19 protein-coding genes, 1 tRNA gene and 1 pseudogene are annotated in these 23,580 nt (G+C 40.1%); 7 read left to right on the top strand and 14 right to left on the bottom strand.

Annotated elements, in window-relative coordinates; all coding sequences use genetic code 11:
* Window positions 1-39 precede the first annotated feature (39 nt).
* Window positions 40-165, top strand: coding sequence for a hypothetical protein (locus V7K56_RS32215; RefSeq protein WP_334917431.1), 126 nt, complete (start codon window positions 40-42; stop codon window positions 163-165).
* A 324-nt stretch (window positions 166-489) separates the two neighbouring features.
* Here the strand turns inward: V7K56_RS32215 and V7K56_RS32210 are convergent, their stop codons facing one another.
* Both V7K56_RS32210 and V7K56_RS32205 read right to left on the bottom strand, forming a co-directional pair.
* Window positions 490-1,308 carry a DUF2996 domain-containing protein gene (locus V7K56_RS32210; protein ID WP_334917429.1) on the bottom strand — a complete coding sequence of 273 codons (819 nt, stop codon included), beginning with the start codon at window positions 1,306-1,308 and terminating at the stop codon, window positions 490-492.
* A gap of 196 nt (window positions 1,309-1,504) precedes the next feature.
* Window positions 1,505-1,876 (bottom strand): annotated as a pseudogene (locus V7K56_RS32205) (EamA family transporter); the annotation flags it as partial.
* A 1,102-nt stretch (window positions 1,877-2,978) separates the two neighbouring features.
* Here V7K56_RS32205 and V7K56_RS32200 point away from each other — a divergent pair.
* Window positions 2,979-3,959 (top strand): water stress protein WSP1, encoded by a 981-nt coding sequence (locus V7K56_RS32200; RefSeq protein WP_334917427.1) that lies wholly within the window; start codon window positions 2,979-2,981, stop codon window positions 3,957-3,959.
* A 402-nt stretch (window positions 3,960-4,361) separates the two neighbouring features.
* Here V7K56_RS32200 and V7K56_RS32195 read toward each other — a convergent pair whose 3' ends face one another.
* Together V7K56_RS32195 and V7K56_RS32190 are read right to left on the bottom strand one after the other, a co-directional pair.
* A complete protein-coding gene (locus V7K56_RS32195) occupies window positions 4,362-5,837 on the bottom strand; it encodes an NYN domain-containing protein (RefSeq protein WP_334917424.1) in 1,476 nt (491 codons plus the stop codon).
* 63 nt (window positions 5,838-5,900) lie between these two features.
* The gene (locus tag V7K56_RS32190; RefSeq protein ID WP_334917422.1) at window positions 5,901-6,773 is read right to left on the bottom strand and encodes a D-alanyl-D-alanine carboxypeptidase family protein; all 873 of its coding nucleotides are present in this window, start codon (window positions 6,771-6,773) and stop codon (window positions 5,901-5,903) included.
* A 380-nt stretch (window positions 6,774-7,153) separates the two neighbouring features.
* Between V7K56_RS32190 and mnmG the strand changes: the two genes are divergently transcribed.
* From mnmG to V7K56_RS32175, 3 genes are all read left to right on the top strand, one after another.
* On the top strand, window positions 7,154-9,076 hold the full coding sequence (mnmG, locus tag V7K56_RS32185; protein ID WP_334917420.1) for a tRNA uridine-5-carboxymethylaminomethyl(34) synthesis enzyme MnmG: 1,923 nt from the start codon (window positions 7,154-7,156) through the stop codon (window positions 9,074-9,076).
* Window positions 9,077-9,510: 434 nt separating this feature from the next.
* Window positions 9,511-10,872 carry a hypothetical protein gene (locus V7K56_RS32180; RefSeq protein WP_334917418.1) on the top strand — a complete coding sequence of 454 codons (1,362 nt, stop codon included), beginning with the start codon at window positions 9,511-9,513 and terminating at the stop codon, window positions 10,870-10,872.
* A 506-nt stretch (window positions 10,873-11,378) separates the two neighbouring features.
* Window positions 11,379-12,356 (top strand): bestrophin family protein, encoded by a 978-nt coding sequence (locus V7K56_RS32175; RefSeq protein ID WP_334917416.1) that lies wholly within the window; start codon window positions 11,379-11,381, stop codon window positions 12,354-12,356.
* Between the two features lie 97 nt (window positions 12,357-12,453).
* Here V7K56_RS32175 and V7K56_RS32170 read toward each other — a convergent pair whose 3' ends face one another.
* From V7K56_RS32170 to V7K56_RS32145, 6 genes are all read right to left on the bottom strand, one after another.
* Entirely contained in the window at window positions 12,454-13,074 is a 621-nt protein-coding gene (locus V7K56_RS32170; RefSeq protein WP_334917414.1) for a hypothetical protein, read from the bottom strand.
* Between the two features lie 29 nt (window positions 13,075-13,103).
* Complete coding sequence (miaB, locus tag V7K56_RS32165; RefSeq protein WP_334917411.1) at window positions 13,104-14,468, bottom strand: tRNA (N6-isopentenyl adenosine(37)-C2)-methylthiotransferase MiaB; 1,365 nt, start codon at window positions 14,466-14,468, stop codon at window positions 13,104-13,106.
* A 573-nt stretch (window positions 14,469-15,041) separates the two neighbouring features.
* Complete coding sequence (locus V7K56_RS32160; protein ID WP_334917409.1) at window positions 15,042-15,899, bottom strand: GH25 family lysozyme; 858 nt, start codon at window positions 15,897-15,899, stop codon at window positions 15,042-15,044.
* 128 nt (window positions 15,900-16,027) lie between these two features.
* Complete coding sequence (locus tag V7K56_RS32155) at window positions 16,028-16,612, bottom strand: retropepsin-like aspartic protease family protein (RefSeq protein WP_334917407.1); 585 nt, start codon at window positions 16,610-16,612, stop codon at window positions 16,028-16,030.
* 734 nt (window positions 16,613-17,346) lie between these two features.
* A tRNA-Val gene (locus V7K56_RS32150) sits at window positions 17,347-17,420 on the bottom strand.
* Between the two features lie 470 nt (window positions 17,421-17,890).
* Window positions 17,891-18,517, bottom strand: coding sequence for an NADPH-dependent FMN reductase (locus tag V7K56_RS32145; RefSeq protein ID WP_334917404.1), 627 nt, complete (start codon window positions 18,515-18,517; stop codon window positions 17,891-17,893).
* 119 nt (window positions 18,518-18,636) lie between these two features.
* Between V7K56_RS32145 and V7K56_RS32140 the strand changes: the two genes are divergently transcribed.
* A complete protein-coding gene (locus V7K56_RS32140) occupies window positions 18,637-18,822 on the top strand; it encodes a hypothetical protein (RefSeq protein ID WP_334917402.1) in 186 nt (61 codons plus the stop codon).
* Here the strand turns inward: V7K56_RS32140 and V7K56_RS32135 are convergent.
* From V7K56_RS32135 to V7K56_RS32125, 3 genes are all read right to left on the bottom strand, one after another.
* Window positions 18,819-19,553 carry an amino acid ABC transporter ATP-binding protein gene (locus V7K56_RS32135; protein ID WP_334917400.1) on the bottom strand — a complete coding sequence of 245 codons (735 nt, stop codon included), beginning with the start codon at window positions 19,551-19,553 and terminating at the stop codon, window positions 18,819-18,821. The genes V7K56_RS32140 and V7K56_RS32135 overlap by 4 nt on opposite strands.
* Window positions 19,546-21,033: an ABC transporter permease subunit gene (locus tag V7K56_RS32130; RefSeq protein ID WP_334917398.1), complete on the bottom strand. Its 1,488-nt coding sequence runs from the start codon at window positions 21,031-21,033 to the stop codon at window positions 19,546-19,548. Before V7K56_RS32130 ends, V7K56_RS32135 begins: the two co-directional genes overlap by 8 nt.
* A 233-nt stretch (window positions 21,034-21,266) precedes the next feature.
* Complete coding sequence (locus V7K56_RS32125; protein WP_334917396.1) at window positions 21,267-21,857, bottom strand: TetR/AcrR family transcriptional regulator; 591 nt, start codon at window positions 21,855-21,857, stop codon at window positions 21,267-21,269.
* Between the two features lie 114 nt (window positions 21,858-21,971).
* Between V7K56_RS32125 and V7K56_RS32120 the strand changes: the two genes are divergently transcribed.
* Window positions 21,972-22,466: a hypothetical protein gene (locus tag V7K56_RS32120; RefSeq protein WP_334917393.1), complete on the top strand. Its 495-nt coding sequence runs from the start codon at window positions 21,972-21,974 to the stop codon at window positions 22,464-22,466.
* On the opposite strand, the gene V7K56_RS32115 is transcribed toward V7K56_RS32120, so the two are convergent.
* Window positions 22,449-23,507, bottom strand: coding sequence for a 2-dehydropantoate 2-reductase (locus tag V7K56_RS32115; protein ID WP_334917391.1), 1,059 nt, complete (start codon window positions 23,505-23,507; stop codon window positions 22,449-22,451). The two genes, V7K56_RS32120 and V7K56_RS32115, sit on opposite strands and share 18 nt — an antisense overlap.
* Window positions 23,508-23,580 lie beyond the last annotated feature (73 nt).

Genomic DNA, 23,580 nt, shown 5'->3' with positions numbered 1-23,580 from the left:
TTTCTCTTTCGTCTTTATTATCTTAAGTAGACCTTTCGGGTGACGTTCCTACGTCTCTACCGCCACGGTAACGGCAGTTCCTCATCGGGAGCCAGTGCGTTGGGCGGCTGTGCCGACTTGAAGCAACTGGCGTGGAAACCCGTTGGCGCTAGCCTCTCCCTTTGAGAGAAGACCGGACTGCCTCACCAGAAATGCTCTGGCAAACCGTAACAGCCCACGATAATCGAATTGTATAAAGTTCAGTCTACCAAGGTGCGGGTAACAAATTTGTAAGCAAAACATTAAGAGTTGCAACAATCATTCAATATTTGCGGAATCAAAAATCGCAGATTAGTCATTTGTCATTTGTCCTCTCTTACAAAGTCTGAGCGGAGGAAACCTCCGCTCAACGCCAGTTCGCCCAAGTCGGGAAACTCGCCCAAGCGACTGGCTCGACTTTGCACTTTGTCCTTTGTAAAAAACTAATGATTAATGACTAATGACCAATGACTAATTTCTACCTAACCACTTTTGACCGTCCAAGCGCTGAACTAAGCCATATACCAATAAATCGAGGGTAGTTTTGCGTTCATCGATTAGGAATGACTCAAGAGTGCTAGGTTTTTTGCCTTCATTACAAGAAAATCCCTTTTTTCCTTGAATATCTTCATCGGGGAAATACAGGTTAAACTGACGCTTACCAATTTCTGACCAACTGCCGATAATTTGCCAGCATTCTTCGGCGGATTCAAAGCCAGTAATTGGCATCTTCTGCTTGGCAAAAGATAGCTGTAAATCTTGTACGCCTTTTTGAGCGATCGCTTTTTGTAAAGCTGGCAAGTAGTCTTGCTCAATAAACTCTACAAATGGCTTATTTTCAACAGCTGGGGCTTTTTCCTTTTTTGCGGCTTTAGCTGCGGCGGGTTTTTCTTCTGTTGCGTCGTCGGCGGCGGGTTTTTCTCCTTTTGCGGCTTTAGCTGCGGCGGGTTTTTCTTCTGTTGCGTCGGCTGCGGGTTTTTCTCCTTTTGCGGCTTTAGCTGCGGCGGGTTTTTCTTCTGTTGCGTCGGCGGCGGCGGGTTTTTCTCCTTTTGTGGCTTTAACTGCGGTGGCGGGTTTTTCTCGCTTGGGTGGTACAGCAGCTGGTTTAGCAGCATTGGGATTATCTTCGGGGTTTGCGGCTTTAGGATCTGGCGTGTTGGCAGTAGGAATATCTGTGGCTTCGGGCGAGTCTGTACTAGGAGCGTGTTCTTCAGCTACACTGGGAGCTTGCTTGTCAACAGTGCTGGGAGCTACTTCTCCCGCTTGATTGTGATTGGTTGGGTCTGCCATTGCTCAGGTCAATCCTTTAATCTAGCTTTGGGAGCGATCGCTCACCTTGATGTATCGGGTATTTTTATTTTGACATACTAGTACTGCAAGGCGAAATTCTTAATTCGTAATTCCTATACTGTAAGGATTTCATTTATTTGGGATGGGTGGTTTACTTCAGCCATACTGTAGCTGCGATCGCACCAAAAAATTCCTAAATATTTACCTGTTCTCTCAATAACCAGACTGATAAAGCCAAAGTTAGAGGCGGTTCCAAGCGTCCCACCAAGATGACATTGTTCACCCCTGTAAGTGCCATGCCAGTGCCTGGAAAATTAAACTAGGGGCTAACGCTCCTAATAAATATAGCTACTGCCGTTAGACTGACCCAATTCTTTCTTGAGAGCTGCTTCAAAGTAGCTTTGTTCCACTGCCGCCCATAAATTAGGATTAGAAGTATCAAGGCACAAAGGTTTCCTACAAATAAAACATTACAAAAAGAAATCGGATTGCGATTGCCGATAAAATGTTGAGCACCAATTTCTGTTAGTTTCCGGGTAACGGCGCTAGATACTCCAAAAATTAGCATTGCTAGCCAAAGATAGGTTTGTCCTGAAATTTTATGGATTTGGTGATGTGGTCTTTTGGGTCTAGTCACAATAACATTACTGCCCGGAGCAACGGAAACGCCTCCGGCTTTAGACTGTGCGTTTATGCCCTAGCAAAAGTCTGATTTAGCCCTCCATAAAAAGTTATCAACTTTCTGGCAGAATCAGGTTAAACGGAAAATATAAAATTAAAAATAAATTTTTAATTTTATATTTTAAGTCTTATTTAATTATTTTCGCCCCAGGTATTTTGAAGCGAACAAGCTAAAAGCGATCGCCTCCGAAGATAAATTGTTTAATAGCTATTAAATCAGTCAACTTCTGCCTGTACTAATACCTTTGCCAACTGTATTAGTTAACTGTAGTATTTTATCTAATAAAATTCTTTTTCTTTGTGAAACTCTACAAAATCAGACTTGGCAAGACAAAAGGATTGAGTAAATTGCTTTATGCAACCTCAGAGGTAATAGGTAGCGTTTTCACAAGGAGAAAGCTTACTTCTATATTACTTTGCCCCGATGTGCTTTTTTTGTTAAAACAACGGGAGAAGTATATCAGCGAGTGAAAACAGTCAGCAACTACCAAACCTTAACCAAGATGTTATTAAACCTTAATATTAGTCAAATACAGTCTTGTTAAGATAACTCCAAATACAATTTACAACCTGAAGTTTTGACTTTTAATGGGCAAATTAAAGATGCTTAACTCTCGGCTCATTGTAATCTAGTTTGGAAATAATAGATTCCCAAAAAATGTCTGAAAGTGTAACTTGATGTAGTTTTGAGATATCTACCTCCGACATCAAGTTATCACATATTCTACTTTCAGAAATTGAGCAAATAGTAATTACAACAATCTTGAGTTAAGTTGTCTTAGCTTGTTTACAGTCAAAAGTTTAGCAGTATTTCAGTTTTGCAAATTCCTCTGTTATATAAGCAAAGTAAGATAACGCAGACTAATCTTAAATCTCAACCTGGGAAGGTTAGTTTTGTTTGTGTCGTACAAGCTTTTAGTCAGATAGCAATACGCTGTATTTGGAGTGTTCTCAAAAGTTTAACAGGTTTCAATAAGGAGAAAATTCTCATGGCTCTTTACGGCTATACCATTGGAGAAGATCGTGACTCAAACGCTAGTAATGGCAAGCAACTTGATGTTTACCGCTTTTTAATCCCTTCTGGTTCTAAAGGTTCTATTACCCCTACAAAAGTAGGTACAGTCAATATTGCAGGTACTGTTACTAACGCAGATCTAGAAGGTTTGGCAACTAACCCTACTACCGGAAGGGTAAGTGCAGTTAACGAAGCACGGGCAACTAATCCTCCAAATCCAATTGATCCAGCTGTTATTGTCGTTAATAATGTAGATCAGCCTTTTGCTCCAGCCACGGTTTCACCAACTCCTACACCATCTAACCTACATCGTTTTGGATTTGAGTCAGGTGCTGACTTTAGTAAACAACAAAATGCTCTGTACAACATTTCTGGAAATAAAACTGCTAATCTTGGTGGAGAACCAGTAGGAAGCTCACTTTATAAAATTACTACAGGTAACCCTGGAACTATTAGCCTTGTAGACGCTTTTGGCGCACCTACTACTGCTGCACAAATACAAGGAACTCAACCTACCAACCCTGGAAAATTTGCCGATGGATTAGCTGTCGACAATCTCAATCCTGGTAGAACTCGCGCTTTTGCTAGCGATTTTCATACCTCTGATGGAAATGGGAACAATCTTTATAAAGTCGATTTACTCACTGGTCAGCTATCTGCGCCGATTGCTCTAAGAACTCCTTCAGGGCAACCTTTGAATGTCAACGCAGATTCTGATTTGTCATTTGCTAACTTCGGTTCTCAAAGATTGATCGGTTGGCTGGAAACTGGTGCTGTTTATGAGATCACAGGCTACCAAGATGAACTTGCTGCATCAGGTCTAGGTTTAGGTAGTGCCACAGGTACTAACGGCGCTGGCTTTGCAACCGCCACCTTACTTGGTAACGTTACTTTACCAAATGCTTTGGCAACAGCACCCGTTCAGTATGAAGGCTTTACGATTGTTAATGAATAACAGTCGTTAAGATGCTCTTTCTTCAACTCTTGTAAAAACTACTTTTACAAGAGTTGAAGAACGGATCTAAAGATAAAAAAGTTTTGTTTGCCAAACCACCTGTACTTTTTGTCAAGATTAACTAGATTTTTATTTTGAAATTTATCAAAACAGAATACATACGTCAGTTTTAATAACAAGTTCAGTTTGGCACTTATAAACTAGTTAATACTGATAAAGAAAATTAAGCTTGAGTGATGGTTGTGCATAGCGCAACCGTACATCTTGTTGTGGGCGTAGGTGTAGCCCGCCGCAGGCATCGCCTGCAAACTACACTGAGGTTGATAACTAGCAACTTAGATTAATAGTCTGCCAAGCGAGATTATGACAGGTTAACGGAGTTTGTAGTAAGCACTTTAGTCTTTAAATAAGGGCTACACCATTCAAAGTTTTATTTGATGAGCCATTAGAGCCTATAGTTAGCATTTCTCTCAAAATTAGTTTATTGTTGTCAATCGATAAAGAAATATCTGTTTCTTCAATGACTTTTTTCAAAAAGCTCGTCAATGTTTTACCATATTTGTCTCTTTGTTTGTCAAAGTTTGGGATATTATCTCTCAAAACTTTGTGAATTTGAGATAGATGAATACCATCTTGTTTAAGCTGATTTAATTGCCCAAAATTTTGCTTCAAGTCTTGCAAAACATTTTTAGTTACTACTAAAATATCATCATTTAATTGACTCTCGCTAATTACTTCACTAATTAAAATATCCTCTATTTTTGCTTGAGGAGTAGGTATAGGTATAAAGCAATCACAAACAGATTTTAGAATACGATTAATTTGTCCTTCATAAGCACATCCAATTACAGTCTTTCCATATTCATGGAGCTTTTTAGCTAAAGCAGCAAATGCACCATCACCTGATACAATAACGAAAACTTGCAACGTAGGACGACTCTGGGCTAATTCCATAACATCAATGGCTAGTTGCATATCTGCTGCATTCCGTTTATGGCTGTAATCAAAAATTTGAATTGCTTCGATGCCAAGTTCTTGAATTTCATTCTTGAGTAACCTTAATCGAGAATCACTCCAGTCGGCATAAGCACATTGGATAGCAATTTTATTAACTAGGTTAGTATTTTCTAGATTTGTTTGGATTTGTTTCAGAGAAAAATTTAAGTTAGGGTTGCTTCTACCCATTGTTAAATTTTCAATATCATAAAAAATAGCTGTATTGAACTGCCCAATATTAGGTGAAGCATGAGCAGTGGAAGTAAATTGCTCTATACGAATTTGACGCTGCTTTAACTCTTTTAACTCAGCGATTAAAGACGTTATTTCTGGTGCTGACTCTGAACTACTCGTTTCCTGTTTTAACTCCGTAATTGTTGTTGTTAAGTCATTAACTTGTAATTTTGCTTGTTGTAACTCTTCTTGTAACTGCTCAGTTAATGTATTAATCTGACTCTGGGTTTGGACAGTCTGCTCTCGCAGTTCACCAATGGTTCTGGAGAGAATATACTGGCGTTGCTGATAAGCTGTTACTAAAGCTTGCTGAACGATATCCCATTCTTGGGGGAAAGCCTCACGGGTACACACTTGTAAAACTGTTTCATAACCTGCGATCGCAATTTCTAAATTACTAGCAATGTTCCCTTGTTCAAACTCTTGAATAATGGTACTCAGTTTGATAATGACTCTAGCTAAATTAATAGCAATTGCAGGTTCTTTAGCAAAGCGATTGCTTACCCTTTTTCGCAACATTAAAGCTAAATCATTGTTGAGTTTACTTAAGTTACGTTGCAGAAGTGGATAGATTTCCTGATTTTGATAAGTTGCTCTTAATAAATCAATTAGGAAGTCTTGCTCTTGGTTAGCAGCTTCGTTTGGCATAGCTAAATCCTTGATAATATATCTTTTAGGTTAGTATTCCCAAGTTTTCATGCTATCTAACAATTAAAGCGGCGTCATCCAATAGGTAGTACCTCGAATAGTTTGTTTTTTAAAACCAAATAAAGGTAAATTCTCTTCAGATAAACCCACATAAGTCCAATGTGGAACATCGTTTTCTACAGTTTGAAACCAACCATTTTGATTAAGAGCTTTTCTCTGTTCTTTACTGCCTACGCGTAAGTCAATTGCTAATCCCCAAAGATGTTGTGAAGTTCCGGGAGGTGCAACTAAACCGAGAATTTTTGTTTCTTTACCTTGTTGAACTTTTGCTAAAACTTGATTATTAGCATATTTATTCCAAAATTTTAAATTTGTGTTGAAAGTGCGAGTACAATCACCAGATCCATAACCAGATTTTAGCGGAATTTTTTGTTGAAATCTTGCTTTATTCAAAGCATCAGCCGCAGGCTTTTGTAAATAACAGTCATTAGTACCATCAATATGACCCATTGTTAAAGTAGCTTGAAACTCTTGGGTTTCTTGTTCATTAGCAAAGATATCTTTTTGCGGCAATTTAATCCCAATATCTTGATTTACAAATACTGCACCATAACTTCGCAGCAAAGTATATTCATAAGTACCAGGCTGGGGAATTGTCGGTAATTTTCTAGCGATCGCAGATAAAAAGCGCTGTTGAGCATTTAATTTGGTATCGGGAATAAATGGTTCTGATGTTAGATTTTTAGAGGTATCTGTACAAGGTAATGAATCATTATTCAAGCATTTTTGTAATGGTTGAGTAGTTATAGCAACTTGGTGGTGGGTAATCTCATTGCTAGCTACTAATACAAAAATCATCAATATAAAAATACCGATAAAACTTATCTTTCTAATAAATCTAGTAGTATTTTTTTGATTGCTGAGTGTGAGTTTCATTTTTAAATAATTGCTTAGTGAATCAGTAATAAAATTAAGAAGTTTTTGGAAAGTTTTATTAATCAATTAAAGTTACAAATAATTTGTCAGCATTAAACTATAATTTCATCCAAATTAGAAAAAATATTTCAGACATACCAGTTATAAATTAATTTGTGCTATTTAACGAGATGAACAATAGCCGCTATCGAAAAACCGGAATGTTGTCATAAATTTTAAAAGGATGATATTTTCCACTTCCTACTAAAGTTAAAAAATAGAATCTTGTCTTTAATTGAGTACTAGTAAGTTTGATAACTTTTTTATGAGAAAGTTACATCCATGAAACCACTGGAACAGTTAAAATTGAAAAGAACTCTAAGCTTGCCGTTTTTGTAAGTATGACCATGCACAATTCCGTTGAATTCCAAGACGCTTTTGATATCATAGTCGTCGGTGCAGGTCACTCCGGTTGCGAAGCAGCTCTCGCCTCTGCACGCCTCGGTTGTCGTACCCTGCTATTGACGCTCAATTTAGATAAAATCGCTTGGCAACCTTGTAACCCAGCAGTAGGTGGCCCAGCCAAATCTCAGTTGACTTATGAAGTAGATGCACTCGGAGGAGAAATTGCTAAAGTAGCAGACCGCACCTATCTGCAAAAACGCATCCTCAACTCTTCACGAGGGCCTGCTGTTTGGGCATTACGCGCCCAGACTGATAAGCGCGAATATGCAGCAGTAATGAAAAATATTGTCGAGAATCAAGAAAACTTGACAATCCGCGAAAGTATGGCAATAGATTTGGTGCTAGGCGCTAACGATGAAGTCATCGGCGTTGAAACATATTTTGGTGTGGGGTTCCAATGTAAAGCAGTCATCTTAACAACTGGCACCTTCCTGGGAGGCAAAATTTGGGTTGGTAACAAATCAATGCCAGCCGGACGTGCTGGAGAATTTGCGGCTGAAGGATTGACACAAACCCTAAATCGCCTGGGATTTGAAACTGGCAGGCTTAAAACTGGAACTCCAGCACGGGTAGATAAGCGATCGGTAGATTATAGTAAAATGCTCATCCAGCCAGGGGATGAAGATGTGCGCTGGTTTAGCTTTGACCCAGATGTGTGGATAGAACGGGAACAGATGCCCTGCTACATCACCCGCACAACCGCCGAAACCCATCGCCTGATTCAGGAAAATTTACACCTGTCGCCAGTTTATGGCGGTTGGGTGGAAGCCAAAGGGCCGCGTTATTGTCCCAGTATTGAAGATAAGATTGTTCGCTTTGCCGATAAAGAAAGCCACCAAATCTTTATTGAACCGGAAGGAAGGGATATACCTGAACTTTATATTCAAGGGTTTTCTACAGGATTGCCAGAAAATTTGCAACTGCAAATGTTGCGGACTCTCCCCGGTTTGGAAAATTGTGTGATGCTGCGTCCCGCCTATGCAGTGGAATATGACTATTTACCAGCAACTCAGTGTTACCCCACACTAATGACTAAGAAAATTGCGGGGCTGTTTTGTGCTGGGCAGATTAACGGCACTACAGGTTATGAAGAAGCGGCATCTCAAGGATTAGTGGCAGGAATTAACGCGGCTCGATTTGTTCGCTCTCAAGAAATGATTGTCTTTCCCCGCGAGCAAAGTTACATTGGGACGCTAGTTGATGACCTGTGTACAAAAGACCTACGAGAACCTTACCGAATGCTTACCAGTAGGTCAGAGTACCGATTGCTATTGCGTTCTGACAATGCCGACCAACGCCTGACACCCTTGGGACGAGAAATTGGTTTAATTGATGATCGCCGCTGGGATATATTTACTCAAAAACAGGGTAATATCACCACAGAAAAACAAAGATTGCAAACCACACGAGTTAAAGAACATGATGAAATTGGCATAGCGATCGCATCTGATACCCAACAAGCAATTAAAGGTTCAATTACCCTCAATGACTTGTTGCGCCGTCCAGGATTACATTACGTTGACCTCGATAGGTTCGGACTGGGAAACCCTAACCTCAACCGGGTCGAGAAAGAAGGCGCAGAAATTGACATCAAGTATTCTGGCTATCTTGCTAGGCAACAAAATCAGATTGACCAAATTGCCCGCCAAGCTCACCGCCAGTTACCTGGGGATTTAGACTATACAACAATTGATACTCTTTCTAAAGAGGCACGGGAAAAGCTGACTCACGTAAAACCACTTACCCTTGGTCAAGCTGCACGTATAGGTGGTGTAAACCCAGCGGATATTAACGCCTTATTATTATATTTAGAATTACGTAGAACCAAGAACCAGTCAGAGTTTCCAGCGTTAGCTTAACACAAACTTGATAAAGACTGAGTATAGTAGTAGAGAGAGAGATTGGTATGATAGATGACATAAATATTAGTGATGTCATCATCAACAATCCCCAGATGAAAGTTGAGTTTAATACCGACACTCAATCAACTTATCTCAATTAAGATGGGGGATTGGATGTTTGATTATTTAGGAGGCAAAAGGCAGGAGTAACCCACGCGCAACTGCATAGGATTGGAGCAAGACCGGAGACGGAGCGGTCCAAGCTTTGGATCTCGCTCAACACATTTCAATACAATTCTTCTTTTTAAACAGGGTAATTACTTAAATTATAAGTTTTTATTCATACTTATCTTTTCAGTAATAACTGTCCTCTACCTGCTACCTCCTCTATAATCCTAATTCCAGGCAGTAGGGGTGGCGTTTACTCGTCCAAGCAACAACCCAGAACCTCTATGTTACAAGAAGCCAGCACCCGTCTCATAGTACCAGAACCATCAGAGGACTTAATCACCAACGAGCCTTGGTCGATAGAAAACTATGCTGATGGCTTAATGGATGAACTCTTTGCCGATATCGACTACATTCTGGATGCTAGTTTTAATCTGCCTTCTGAAACTGTTAGGCACAGTAGTCAAAACAAATCAAACCACTCTGTTGCTGGAGTTTCCGCCCAAGCTCAACGCCAATCACCTTCAGAATACGTGCCTCTGCAAACAGTTACGATACCACAGATTATCTTACCGAACACACTGAACCAAGCAGTACATTCAGTTGCTCAAGATAACCACCAGCAATTGAGTACCGTTATATTTGATCCCGCTACTGTTAAACCAATTAGTAGAAAGCGTCAGAAAACTAGTCCGGTTTTAGGCAAACTGTTGATTGTAGGAACAACTTTAGGCGTGGCGATCGCTAGTATGATCTACTTGGTGCAGTCTGGAGTCGTATATCTTTTAAATACTAAATTGCCTGAGTCAGCGCTTCTATTGCCGCAATCGCAGTCACGGTTGCCCGTAAAAACAGAAATAGAAGCAGAGTTAGTTGACTATATGCTCCAAGCGCTGGCTGTTATAGATAAGCAAGGAGCAAAAAGCAATCAAAAATCTTTCAGTCCAGAATTCTCCAGTCAGGCAAATACTAACCAAATAGCTCTTGGTCGTCAGCAAGCAACTAGTAATCTACCAGCACTTCCACTTCTAGCTAACAATACACCACTACCCCCCAATCGTTCTGGAAGTGTTGTTGAGCGCATCTACGTCCCCGTTTATCAAGCGCCGTCACCAATGCGCTATGCCCTTCCTGCCATTCCGGGGACTCCTACACTTTTACCACAAGTTGCCAGTGCATTGCGGGTATCTCAACCCAATGTTGTGAAAACTGCCTTGAATACAGTGCGACAAGCTGCCAAGCCTGTAACTGTCAATATGTTAGCTGCCGCTGTCCAAGCCGAACTTAAACCTGTGGCAGCCAAAACTGCACCCATTACCGTGCGCCAAACACCCAAGCCTCTGCCTGCATTACCAGTGGTTCCATTACGCGCTGCACTCGCCCCAGAGTCAGAACCAACTATTACCCAGGAACAAGTATATCCGCCAACTGCGATCGCAGAAGCTCCGAGTAATACCTTAGAGGGGTTGCTAGAGTTGGGTAATAAATCTGCCGCTCTGTTTAAAATTGATGGCGTGACTCGCCGCATCAATATGGGCGAAAGTATCGGCTCCAGCGGTTGGACACTAGTAGATGTCAGTAATGGCGAAGCAGTTATCCGACGTAATGGCGAAGTGCGCTCAATTTATGCAGGACAGAAATTATAAATGTTTTAACCCTCTGCCTGGTTGAGGAGAGTTTAGAGATTAAACTTATCTATTACTGTTAATAGTACTGCGACCAACAATAATTGATTGAAATAATTTGATCGCGTCAAATAATCCTCTGTCTCTGTCTGCACTGTTATTAACCCAAATGCATAGGTGTAGTCCGTCGTAGACATCCCTCTGTCGGTAAGAAAAAGTAAATATTTACTGTAAATAGCTGGAAATTTTGTCTAATTATCTCAGAAAGCAGTGAAATACCACAACCTTTAATCAATATAAGCAGAAAATCAGGTTTGTGATGAAGAATTGGAAGATAGTATTGAATTTCCCTACCTAAAGATGGTTCACAGAAATAAATTTCAATGTTAGAACTATAATTTGTGTTTATTATAGTTCTACTATGGTGACATTTGAAAACCTACATATTGCATATATCTTGCTTAAGCAAGATATATTTAGCTAAAAAAGTTAGTTTGCTAATTGATGTAATCCTCAACCCCTAAAACATGAAACAACCTAACTATTTTAGAAATAATTCTAAAAACTCTTTAAGAGAAAAATATCATCTTTACAAAGGCGAAAAGCTGAACTGGCTTCAAGTAACTCTTCGGCTTGAAAGGTCAATTATCTCTATTATTCTTCCTTGGGTAATTTTTTGCACTATCTATGGTACTTTTATCTCATTTTTAGCTCATTTAGGATTACCAATAGCATTTTCGGATTCCAGCAATATTCTTACCAATGCTGTTTTAAGTTTTAATATTGGTTTTACATTACTATTAGTCTTTCGGACGAATACAGCCCATGATAGATTTTGGGAAGGTCGTCAACTATGGGGAGCTTTAGTAAATACATCGCGTAATTTAACTCGGGGAATTTCGATAATAGTTAAAGAGAAGACACCACAAGATAAATTAGAAAAAGAGGCAATACTTCGATTAGTAACTGCTTTTGCAGTTGCAATGAAGTTACATCTAAGATCGGTGCCTTTAGATACTCAGTTGGCATCATTAATGTCTGAAAAACAATATTTACAACTCCAAGAGACTAATCATCCTCCACTACAAATTGCTTATTGGATAGGAGATTATTTGCAGTATCAGCATGACCGAAATTGTCTAAATATCTATCAACTAACTACTCTGCATAACTGTGTAGATGATTTAGTAGATATTTTAGGTGGTTGCGAACGCATTTTAAAAACGCCGCTGCCTTTGATATATACTATTAAACTTAGACAACTGTTATTAATCTTTTGTCTTATATTACCTTTGGAAATTGTAAGCTTTTTAAATTGGTGGACTGGTATAGTAATGGCTTTTGTAAGTTTTACGTTATTAAGTATTGAACAAATTGGCTCAGAAATTGAAGAACCTTTTGGGTTTGATCCTAATGACTTACCTTTAAATACTATTTGCAATACAATCTCAAACAATGTTGAAGAATTAATCAGGCTTGCTTCTAACAATGTTCGTTCTTATTAAATCCATAAACAAGTTTTACTAGATAAATTCCTGATGAGATGGGAGAAGTTTTTCTTTTATTAATCATAGATAATACTTAGTTGAAAAATGCAATCGTTTAATAAATAGTTCGCCAAGCTTTTACTGTCCCTTTGCCAATTTCGCTATCAACAGTTTGACCTCCTTCCAAGACTAGTCTGATATCTAAGTTCTCATCTGGAGCATTTTTCAAAGCAGTGGCTAATTCTTTACTGATAGCAAATGTGCCAGCTGAACCGTCTAATTGAAAAACTTTTTTTCTGACCTTGAGCAAAAGCTTATTGACTTTTTTAGTCGTGGTAAATCTAAAATAGTCAGGTCGCGTGTATCCCAGACCTGCTGTGTAGAAAGAAGACCTTGCTTCATCCGAATTTACTGTTACGAGTACTCGAATGCTCGAAGGAGTCCACAAACTAATAACTTCCTTTGAACCCTCACGGTACAAGCGACCACCTAAAGAATTGCGATCAAAAACTCCAACAAACTCCCCTTCAAAGGGGTCAACAATTCTTACGGCTTTCGACCAAGGCACATCCATATCGGGGGACAGTCCAGCTGATTTGACTGTTGGCAAATCGCTTGATGCTTGGGCAACAATAGCTACCTCTTGAACGCTGAAAGCAGCACAAATTTGAGGGAAAATTACAGCCAAGCTAGCCCCAAAAAGAAGAACTGGAATCGTTTGCGGTAACTTCATCATAAGTCAGGAGTATAATCTTCAAATGGTTCTTACTGCAAAATGGTTTGCCTTACTTCAACTGGTTCACCCGTCAAACTAAAAGGACGAGCTTCGGTAATTTTTACCTTCACTAACTGCCCTTTGAGTTCTTTGATGTTACCGCTAAAAAAGGTCAAACGATTACCACCAGTGCGTCCCATTACCTGGGTTGGATCTTTAGGATTTTGGTCTTCTACTAAAACTTCTTCAATGCGTCCAAAGTAACGTTGCGATCGCTGTGCTACTTTCAAGTTTCCCAGATGATTGAGCCGTTGCAGGCGATCGCTTTTAATTTCTTCACTCAGTTGATTGTCCCACAACGCGGCTGGTGTCCCTGGACGCGGCGAATATGCTGCTGTATTCAACATATCAAAACCAATATCTTCCACCAGTTTCAGAGTATTTTCAAACTGTGCTTCTGTCTCCCCAGGAAAACCGACAATTACATCAGCACTAATCGAGGCATCTGGCATATACCGCCGAATGGTATCGATAATCCGACGATATTTTTCATGGGTATAACCCCGCGCCATCGCCTTTAAAAGTTCATTATCCCCAGATTGAAAGGGAATGTGGAAGTGTTCGCACACTTTGGGCAACTCAGCACAAGCTTGAATTAATCTCTCGGTAAAATAACGAGGGTGGCTAGTAGCAAACCTTAATCTTTCAATTCCAGATACATCATGTACGTAATAAAGCAAATCTGTAAAGTTGTGTAGATGCCGACCTTCTGATGTGACTCCAGATAAATCTCTGCCGTAAGCATCAATATTTTGACCGAGTAGAGTAATTTCTTTGTAACCTTGTCGTCCTAATTCTTCCATTTCAGCCCGGATAGCTGACGGCGTGCGAGATTGTTCGACACCGCGCACATTGGGAACCACGCAATAAGTACAGCGTTCGTTACAGCCGTAAATTACATTCACCCAAGCTGTCACTGTACTATCTCGTCGCGGCTGGGTGATATCTTCAATAATGTGAACTGCTTCGGTTGCTACGACTTGATTACCCTCAAATACTGACTCCAGCAAATCTTTCAGACGATTGGCATGTTGTGGGCCCATTACCAAATCTAATTCTGGGACTCGCCGCAACAGTGCTTCTCCTTCTTGCTGGGCAACACAACCAGCAACTATGAGAGTTAAATCAGGCTGCTCGTGTTTACGCTTTGCTTGTCTGCCAAGATAGGAATATACCTTTTGTTCAGCATTATCTCGAATTGTGCAGGTGTTGTAGAGAATCACATCTGCATGATTCGGGTCTTGACACCACTCAAAGCCCATGTCTTCCAAAACGCCAGCCATGCGCTCTGAGTCAGCTTTATTCATCTGACAACCGAAAGTAGTGATGTGGTAGTGGCGTTTAGAAGTGGTCATGGGCAATTCTGCTGAATCAGCGTAATGTTATGTAAGGTTTATTTCTATTCTATAACGCTCTTAAGCTGCTTCCGAAATGCTGAGTAACTCTTGAGAGAAACGGGCAGACTGAAATAATTTCAATATACAAACCTAAAAAATTGACAAACTACAAGCATTAGCGGCAATCAAATTCGCCCTTTTTCTCCAGAATCTTGATGCATCGTTGCCGAAGAAATGTCTTGCTGATAATTAGGGTATGTGAACCGAGAATAGTAGACTGTCAAGATTGATTTGGGGAGGGTTTGTAGAAATGCAACCACAAACCATTCCCATGATTTAATTGATGGTTACTTAATAGTAGTATTTAGTTGTCAAAAATGCTTTTTTTGGGTTCGTATAACTTACGTCTGATGTGAATTAGAAACGCCGCTTATTCTGTAAGGGTTTCTAGATTCGCTCAAAATCATAGTTTTGGGATTACCTATGAAATTACAAGGGTTTCAAAGCTTAATTCACATTAAACGTAACTTAGATACATGATTAATCGCGTTAGTGCAAGTCATCAAGATTTTTTTGACAATCAAGCTTAACTTAAGCGGTCGCTAATTTGTCTCCAGGGGCAACAATGCCATTAGCTGTAAGATTGTTAGCTTCCTGATAAGCGATAACAGCCTTTTTGGTAGCTGGGCCAAAAATACCATCTGGCGCTCCTGGATCGAATTCTGGGTGAGTTGAGTCTTGGGCAACTTTTATTAAAGTCTGCTGCAACTTTTTAACCTTCGGGCCGATGCGACCTTCCTGAAGTGAAACAGCAGGAACGGTTAAAACTTGGAGACGATCCAAAGCACCGTTGAATCTATTCCGATCTACATTACCGGATATACCAGGAAAACCAGTCTGGTCGCCTTTGTATTGGTGAAAGGTGTAAAGTTCCCAACCACCTGGAACAGTAGGAGTGTCTGTATCAAAATTTGCAATCCACAGGTCATAGTCAGCAAAGAGTGAGGTTTTGATCTTATCGTTCCAAAAGCTAGGGCCAGTATAGATGATCGGTTTGTAACCTGTAGCAACTTCTACCGCAGTTAAGACGTTGGTAATTTTATTAAGCTTTTCTGTGGAATTCAAGTCATCCCAATGATCGTTCTGTCCAAAATTGTAGTAGTCTTGTTCAATGTCTACAACTGGGGGGAGATCACCTGGTTCTATCTCTAGAGCTTGAGCAAACATTTTTACCTGCGGGTTAACCTCTTCAGATGGACGAAAGAAAAGATAAGCCCCACGAATAATGCTAGCTTTCTTTATGGCAGGCCAGTAAGAAGCAAACTGATCATCTTGCTTATAGGTTCCGTAGTTCACTCTAGCAAAAGCAAAGTAAATACCTTGACTTTTCACTTTTTCCCAATCAATATTTCCACTGAATTCAGAAACGTCAATACCTTCAACTGACATAGGTTGTCTGTCCTTGTATGTAAAAGTACTTGGCTAACTACTATGTCATGTTGGCTGTTTACGGAAATCTCTAGGCCGCAAATAAAATCTTTACAAATCGCAAACACTTGTCTCGATAGTATTACGACTTAGCGGTGATGAAATTCAACTTCTGTTTCCAGAATCCTAATATCATAGTTACCAAAGAAATCGTGACCTAGCAGCCCGATGCTGGCTTTTGGTGCGATCGCCACTTGAAGATTATTGGCTGTAACTCCACCTACTGCAATAGATTTTACCTTACTGGTTGAGAATTCTACTTCACTACCATCAGCAATTTGGGCTTGCATTGTACCTGTAGTCTGTAGTTGAAGTGTATTCGCCATATCTTGAGTGATAATGGTTCCACTAGCACCTGTATCTACAATCATTTCAAAGGTTTTTTTGTCGTTGAAGGTGACATCAATCACAGGAGTTCCACCAAAACGGCGTTTGATTGAGACTCGAAAAACTTTATTGTCTGAAGGTGCGCTTATGATATTGCCACAAATCCTTCCCAATCCAACGGTTTTACCAGAGGAAGTTATCATGTAACACGCTCCTGGATCGTCTGCTGTTGCCTGATGAGAGAATGTTAAAAATATCAGCGTCAGCATTAGTGCGTAGGCGTAGCCCGTCGTAGACATTGCAGCTAGATTAACGCTGGTAATCCAACGCCTCCAAGCATTCTTCATGTTAAACTGCTCTCCAATTTTTGTGATTACTCTTAATAGCTAAACTCATCATTGCAGCTGTAAAACATGGTGCGAAAAGCACAGGTTTCTAATATAAAAAATCAGGTTTATTGATTAAAAAATAAAAATTATGTTTGTTGAAAACAAGAGATTTTAACCGACTTTTGTATTTTCAATTTAGCTGATAAAAAAGTTTTTTATATAATATGTCTCAATCAAGATAAAATCGCATCTTACTCAATACATCTTACCTATAATTACTGATTGATAAATTAAAGATTAAGTAAAGACACGATAAAAATACTTAGAGCAAATTCAATCTGACATACTAAGAAGTTGATAAGAGAGATTTGTTAGCTTACTCAAAGCTTGCTGCTGCATTTACAGCAGTTGTGATCGCATTTATAACATCAACATATGGGTAAAGTCACAACGACATTTAATTAGTCACTGTACACTGGGTGGGTTGAAAGCCAAATCTGAAACTATTACGCACGCATACAAAAAATGTTGTAATAACCCGCCAGGTACTAGGTGGGTTATCATAATTTTTATTAGGGAGGGTTGAAAGAGAGCGCTAAGTTGATATTATCGTTATAGTCTCTGTAAATAAATGACATTAATCTGTCACTGGCACTTAAATAACATCAATTTGTCCCGACGACAGTTAATTAGTGCGAACGACGTTGATCTGTCACCGACGACATAATAATTAGTCACTGTACAACAAATAATGGACGTAACTGGATTCGAACCAGTGACCTCTACGATGTCAACGTAGCGCTCTAACCAACTGAGCTATACGTCCTTAACCTTTTTGCCTGTCCCAAGTATACCATCTGAGACCGATTTGGGACAATGCGAGAGATTAAACCAATAAATCATAGTGGCTCCGTACAGCTTAAGTTTAGCTTTGGGGGTAAAAAGCATATTTTCAACCCTATACCCGTGGGCAATATCGCGATAAAAGGGATATGGCTACGGCACAGGCGATCGCTACTAAAATCCAAAATGACTCCTAGAGCGTGTTTTCTTGCCTCGTTGTATCCTAAAAAAATAGGCGATCATTACGTTGTGATGATGAACTGAGGAGACTTAAATCAGGAACAGTGGGAGCGGTTAAAACCGTTACTATAGCAAGGGAAGCAAAGCTTAGGACAAAATAATCCTTTAGAAAAGGGACTTAAGCCCATTGCTAACGTCCTAATAACCTATAGTTCGACTGCTATAACAGCAGAAAAATCGGCGTTGCAGTTATTTACTAAACACCTGAAGAATTTAGTTAAGCTTCAGCAATATCTTTGTTAAGCCATCGCCTAGCTTTTCAATAGATTGCTGCTGTTTCGGATCTTTTAACGTGCCATCAGCATTAAAGGCTTCATAAGCTTTGGGTACGGCTACCTGATCGGGAAGTACCAAAACTTTGATGTTTCCTAAAATAGCTCGCAGGTGAACCAACCCCCGCAAACCACCAAGAGCGCCTGGGGAAGCGCTCATAATACTAGCAACCTTACCTACAAAAGCAGTCAAAGCCAAAGGTGCTTCATTTGGATATGGACGGGATGCCCAGTCAATAGCATTCTTCAAAACTGCTGTGAGTGAACTGTTATATTCTGGCGAAGCAATCAGCAATCCTTGATGAGAAATCATCAAGTCCTTAAACGTGTGGGCGTTGGCAGGTAGTCCTTCTTGAGCTTCCAAATCTTCATCATACAAAGGTAAAGGCAAATCGCGGAGGTCTATGTAAGTCACTTCTGCGCCTGCTGCCTTCGCGCCAGCCGCCGCGATTTTTACCAATTTTTTGTTGTAAGAACCAATCCGGGTGCTGCCGGCAAAGGCGAGGATTTTAGGTGTAGATGCCATAATTCTAGGTTGAATGCGAAGAATTAACCTGTTCAGCTGCATTATCCTGTTTTCCGGCGATCGCCATTTGCTACCTTTAGAGTTTCTTTACAAACTTTCTCGTTATGGCGAATTGGTCAGACTCTTATCTTGGCAAATTACGACAAGTTGTAGGCAATCGCATGCAAAACTTCATTTTGATTTTGCGAGCCGTTGAATGGTCAGGCAATCTCGCTTGCTTAGATGGAGAATCGCTGGCGCTGGGATTTTTCGATTTGGCTGATTTACCTACGTTAATGCCAAACGATCGCCCTGTTTTGGAAAAGTTTCAAAAATATAAAAAAAGCGGCGAATTTCAATTGTTTTAAAGCATTTTTTCCAAGAACTGCTTGGCGCGATCGCACTGAGGATTTTGAAAAAATTCACCAGGAGTAGTATCTTCTGCTAAACTTCCCTGGTCGAGGAACATAATCCGATTAGCAACTTCTCTGGCAAAACCCATTTCATGGGTGACGATCGCCATTGTCATTCCAGATAGTGCTAAAGCTTTCATCACTTCCAACACATCTTTAACCATTTCTGGATCTAGGGCAGAGGTGGGTTCATCAAACAAAATCATCTCAGGTTCCATTGCTAACGCCCGAGCGATCGCTACTCGCTGTTTCTGTCCCCCGGATAGTTTGGATGGGTACACATCAGCTTTTGGTCTTAAACCTACCTTAGCAAGCAATTCTAAGCCATGTTCTTCTGCTTTTTGCTTGTTTATTCCTTTCACCTTTGTGGGTGCGTAGGTGACATTTTGCAGCACACTCATGTGGGGAAACAAATTAAAATGTTGAAATACCATCACCAAATGCTGGCGCACCTTAGCAATGTTTGCTTTGGGTTTGGTAATTTCTTGCTCGTGAAAGTAGATTCTGCCTCTGGTGGGTTGTTCTAGTAAGTTTATGCATCGTAAAAAGGTAGACTTACCTGAACCAGAAGGGCCTAGTATAGCAACTACTTCTCCCTGATAAAACTCAGTGGAAATATCTTTGAGTACGTCGAGTTTACCAAAGGATTTAGATAAGAATTCCGTGCGAATTACTACATTATTCACTTTGCCGTAACCTCCTTTCTAAAGCGGATGCACCCAAGGTCATACCCATTACCAAAACATAATAGATTAACCCTGCAAATAGCAGTGGTTCAAAATAAATATATTTGTTTGCACCAACGATTTGGGCGCTGCGTAATATTTCCACCACCCCAATTGTTGAAACTAGTGCGGAATCTTTGAGCAATCCGATAGTTTCATTCACCAATGCCGGGAGAATGTTCTTTAATGCTTGGGGTAAAATCACATCCCACATCATCAACCAATAAGGAACACCCATAGACATCGCCGCTTCACTTTGCCCTTTATCTACCGCCTGAATCCCACCCCTGATGGTTTCTGATATATAAGCACCAGAATTTAGGGTAAAAGTTAGTACCCCAGCCTCCAATGCAGAAATGTCATAACCTGTAAGCTGTGGTGTTGCGTAGTAAACCAACGCCAACTGTAATAGCAAAGGTGTGCCTCGAAAAACAGAAGTGTAGGCGTTAGCAACCCAGGTAAGCGGCTTGATGCCGATAATTTTTAATAGAGACAGGATTGTTCCCCAAATTAGCCCCAAGGTTACAGATAATAGCGTGAACAACAAAGTTAAAGGGATTCCCCGCAGAATAAAGGGAATGTCAGGAAGAATTCTGGTGAAGTCAAGATTCAATCCGCCTTTAGCAGGAGTTGAGGATGCAGGATTGGCGGTGATATTCTGTGAAAACCACTTGGTTACTAGTTTAGCCAATGTGCCATTGTCCTTCATTTGTTGAAGGACTTTGTTAAACGGTTCTACAAATGAAGAACCTTTAGGAAAAGCGATCGCCGATCCACTTGCTTCCTCTGAAGGAATAATATTAAATTCTAAATCTGGGTTAGCTTGGGCAAATCCTTTAGCAACAGTATCCTCAACAATTGCTGCATCAATTCGCCCAGATTTGATTTCCTGAACTACTTCCGGCACTTTGTTGAGTTGCTTTAGCTGAATACCTGCAACTTTTTTAGCAATTTTCTGGGCATTTTGTTCTTGTATCGTTCCTAGTTGTACCCCAACCTTTTTTCCCGATAAGTCTTGGGGCTGCTTCAGGTTGCTACCTTTAGGAGCGACAATGGTATCTTTGGCTTCGTAATAAATAATTGAAAAATCAATATTTTTCTGACGTTCTGGAGTTGGAGTCATCCCAGCCATCACAAAGTCAGCGCGATTTGCTTGGAGTGCAGGAATTAAGCCATTAAAATCGGATTCCATTATTTGAAGTTTAAACCCTAGTTTTTCAGCAAGGGTTTTGGCAATATCTATATCAAAACCAACGATTTGGCGATCGCCTCCTTTCGTATCATAAAACTCATAAGGAGGATAATCTGGGGAAGTAATCATCGTCAGCGTATCTTTCCCTAAAGGTGAAGCAGCCTTTAGAAAATTACTATGTCCTGAAATGATGCTGATTCCTACTACAGTTAGAACCAGTATCGTTAATAGCCATACTTTTTTTTTCATGAACTTGATATTTCTTTAGAGACAGCCTCTAAGAAAAAAGGGTCATATTAAGTAGGTGGGTGGGAAAATTTCTCGTTGAGAGAAGGCAGGGGGCAGGAGGGAAAAAGGTTTTAGCTTAGTTAATTTTTATTCACATAGTTTGGTTTTATTATGCCGACTTACTTAGCAGCTAGCCAAATATTTTAGTGGATCTAGAAATTTTGTGCAGAAGTTTTTGAATCTGTACTTATTTTTTAGACCACTTTATCTTTTAACAGAAAATCTAAAAGACGGCGAACATAAGCACCCCACAACTCAGCATCAGGTGGAAAAACTGATGCATAAAGCATAATACTGCTGATTGTGTCGAAGAATAAATCAGAGTCGGCATCGGCTTGAAATTCACCTCGCTCCTTTGCACGTTTTAGCACGATCGCAAAAGCTTGTCGTCGAGGTTGTAGATATTTTGTCCAATACATCTGAGCGAACTGAGGATTGGTTAATGCAGTGCTAACAATCATGGCAACGGTCTGTTTTCCTAAAGAGTTGAGCGTAAGTTGTGCAGCATTCTCAATCAGAGAATCGATGTCACCCCAGAAACTCCCTGTATCAGGTATCACAACTTCTTGTCTAAGACTTTCAATTGCATCTGCAATCAACTCTTCCTTAGAACTATATCGTCGATAAATCGTAGTTTTGCCTACTCCAGCACGAGCAGCGATCGCATCAACACTCATCTGAGTAAAACCAACCTCTATCAGTAAATCAATTGTCGCTTGGAGAATTGCCTGATGAGACTCAACACTGCGAGGTCTTCCAGGTCGCTTTTTAGCAGGTTCACTCATATAGCAAGAATTTTATATTAATTTTTATCTCTGACAGACAAGTTATAAATGTGATTGATATTTGTATTTGGTATTATCGATACCATCAGTATCGATAATATTATTTACAGACTTATGTCTTTGCGAACTCGACCCCAATATACCAACAAAAATAGTACTCAAACTTTACGTCAAGGGCTGGAGGAATACTACGCGGTCAATTTCGATCTCACTCATCCCAGTACTCAACCAGAGGATTTTGCCAAAATCTTGTTTGCTCATGATGCTAGTCACGTCATTTATGGCTGTGACACAGATATGTATGATGAACTTAAGATTTTGCCTCTGACATTTTGGACAAGTGACTTCAAATTTAAAGATTGGTTGCGTGAGCGGCAAAATCCATCTGTAAATGTGATGTACGAAGACTTGATCAAACGTCATGGTGTGATTTGGTTGTACAGTTCCATCTTTTTTGAATTACTGCGATTAATGCCAGAATTGATTTCAATGTGGTTAAAAACTCGGAATCATCAGATTTTCGTCCCGTTTCTTAACTTTGAACCAATGTTAGACCGTTCACTGTTAGAAATTCGTCAAGAGTTTGACCTTTTACCTTTTATTAAATAGACTTTTTTGTTTAGTTGCCTCCAGCAGCTTAACGCTGGCATAAATAGCATCAATATAAGGTGTAGGAATTTGAGTGAGTTTTCCCAATTCTGCCACTGCGCCAACGATCGCGTCTATCTCGGTAGCGCGTCCAGCTTCAATATCTTGTAGCATTGAGGTTTTATGAGCGCCAACATTTTCTGCCCCATTAATTCGTTGTTCCAAACTAATGCCAAACTTTATACCTAAGTTTTCTGCGATCGCTTGAGTTTCTGTCATCATTTGCCGCGCTAATTCACGGGTGAGGGGATAACGGCAAATATCCTCTAAAGTAGCGCCAGTTAAGGCACTGATCGGATTAAATGCCACATTTCCCCACAACTTGATCCAAATTTCCGTGCGAATTTGATTGCGGATTGGTGCTTTAAATCCTGCTTGTTTTAAAGTTTGTGCTAATAATTGAATGCGTTCTGTTTTAGTGCAGTTGATTTCACCGAGAGTAAAGCGATCGCCTTCAATATGTTTAATTACACCTGGTTCAATTATCTCAGTTGCCGGGTAAACCACACAACCAATAGCACGTTCAGCACCGATACTAGCTTCAATAATCCCATCTGGATCGACAGATTGAATCCGCGTACCTTCATATTTACCGCCATACTTGCGAAAGTACCACCAAGGAACGCCATTTTGGGCTGTCACCACCATTGTGTGAGCATTGTATAGTGCTGGGAGAAAAGGTGCGATCGCAGATACACTGTGAGCCTTTACAGTTAAAATTACTACATCCTGTGTCCCTGCTGACTGAATATCACTCGTTGCCATCGGAGTAACAATTTGGCTGGAACCGTCTGCCATAAGTAACTTCAGCCCATTTTTTTGAATTGCCTCCAAATGAGAACCACGAGCAATCAGCGTCACTGCTTCACCTGCTAATGCCAGTTTTGCTCCTAAATATCCACCAATTGCACCCGCGCCAACAATACAGATTTTCATTTTGTCAAAAGAATATGAGTCGTGGAAGACAGTATCTAGTACCGCAAAGTGGAATTCAAAATTCAAAATTCAAAATTCAAAATGAATACAACGTAAGCGTTTCGTTGATTTGGAATAGGTGGTTTATTTACGCCGTGCT

Origin of the sequence: Nostoc sp. (genome assembly GCF_036917535.1) — a bacterium.
GTDB lineage: Bacteria > Cyanobacteriota > Cyanobacteriia > Cyanobacteriales > Nostocaceae > Nostoc.
This window is presented reverse-complemented; position numbering and strand designations above follow the sequence as displayed.

Coding starts and splice junctions, on each gene's coding strand:
- V7K56_RS32210 (WP_334917429.1), bottom strand. CDS start 1,308: ATGGCAGACCCAACCAATCACAATCAAGCGGGAGAAGTAGCTCCCAGC.
- V7K56_RS32200 (WP_334917427.1), top strand. CDS start 2,979: ATGGCTCTTTACGGCTATACCATTGGAGAAGATCGTGACTCAAACGCT.
- V7K56_RS32195 (WP_334917424.1), bottom strand. CDS start 5,837: ATGCCAAACGAAGCTGCTAACCAAGAGCAAGACTTCCTAATTGATTTA.
- V7K56_RS32190 (WP_334917422.1), bottom strand. CDS start 6,773: ATGAAACTCACACTCAGCAATCAAAAAAATACTACTAGATTTATTAGA.
- mnmG (WP_334917420.1), top strand. CDS start 7,154: ATGACCATGCACAATTCCGTTGAATTCCAAGACGCTTTTGATATCATA.
- V7K56_RS32180 (WP_334917418.1), top strand. CDS start 9,511: ATGTTACAAGAAGCCAGCACCCGTCTCATAGTACCAGAACCATCAGAG.
- V7K56_RS32175 (WP_334917416.1), top strand. CDS start 11,379: ATGAAACAACCTAACTATTTTAGAAATAATTCTAAAAACTCTTTAAGA.
- V7K56_RS32170 (WP_334917414.1), bottom strand. CDS start 13,074: ATGATGAAGTTACCGCAAACGATTCCAGTTCTTCTTTTTGGGGCTAGC.
- miaB (WP_334917411.1), bottom strand. CDS start 14,468: ATGACCACTTCTAAACGCCACTACCACATCACTACTTTCGGTTGTCAG.
- V7K56_RS32160 (WP_334917409.1), bottom strand. CDS start 15,899: ATGTCAGTTGAAGGTATTGACGTTTCTGAATTCAGTGGAAATATTGAT.
- V7K56_RS32155 (WP_334917407.1), bottom strand. CDS start 16,612: ATGAAGAATGCTTGGAGGCGTTGGATTACCAGCGTTAATCTAGCTGCA.
- V7K56_RS32145 (WP_334917404.1), bottom strand. CDS start 18,517: ATGCAGCTGAACAGGTTAATTCTTCGCATTCAACCTAGAATTATGGCA.
- V7K56_RS32140 (WP_334917402.1), top strand. CDS start 18,637: ATGCAAAACTTCATTTTGATTTTGCGAGCCGTTGAATGGTCAGGCAAT.
- V7K56_RS32130 (WP_334917398.1), bottom strand. CDS start 21,033: ATGAAAAAAAAAGTATGGCTATTAACGATACTGGTTCTAACTGTAGTA.
- V7K56_RS32125 (WP_334917396.1), bottom strand. CDS start 21,857: ATGAGTGAACCTGCTAAAAAGCGACCTGGAAGACCTCGCAGTGTTGAG.
- V7K56_RS32120 (WP_334917393.1), top strand. CDS start 21,972: ATGTCTTTGCGAACTCGACCCCAATATACCAACAAAAATAGTACTCAA.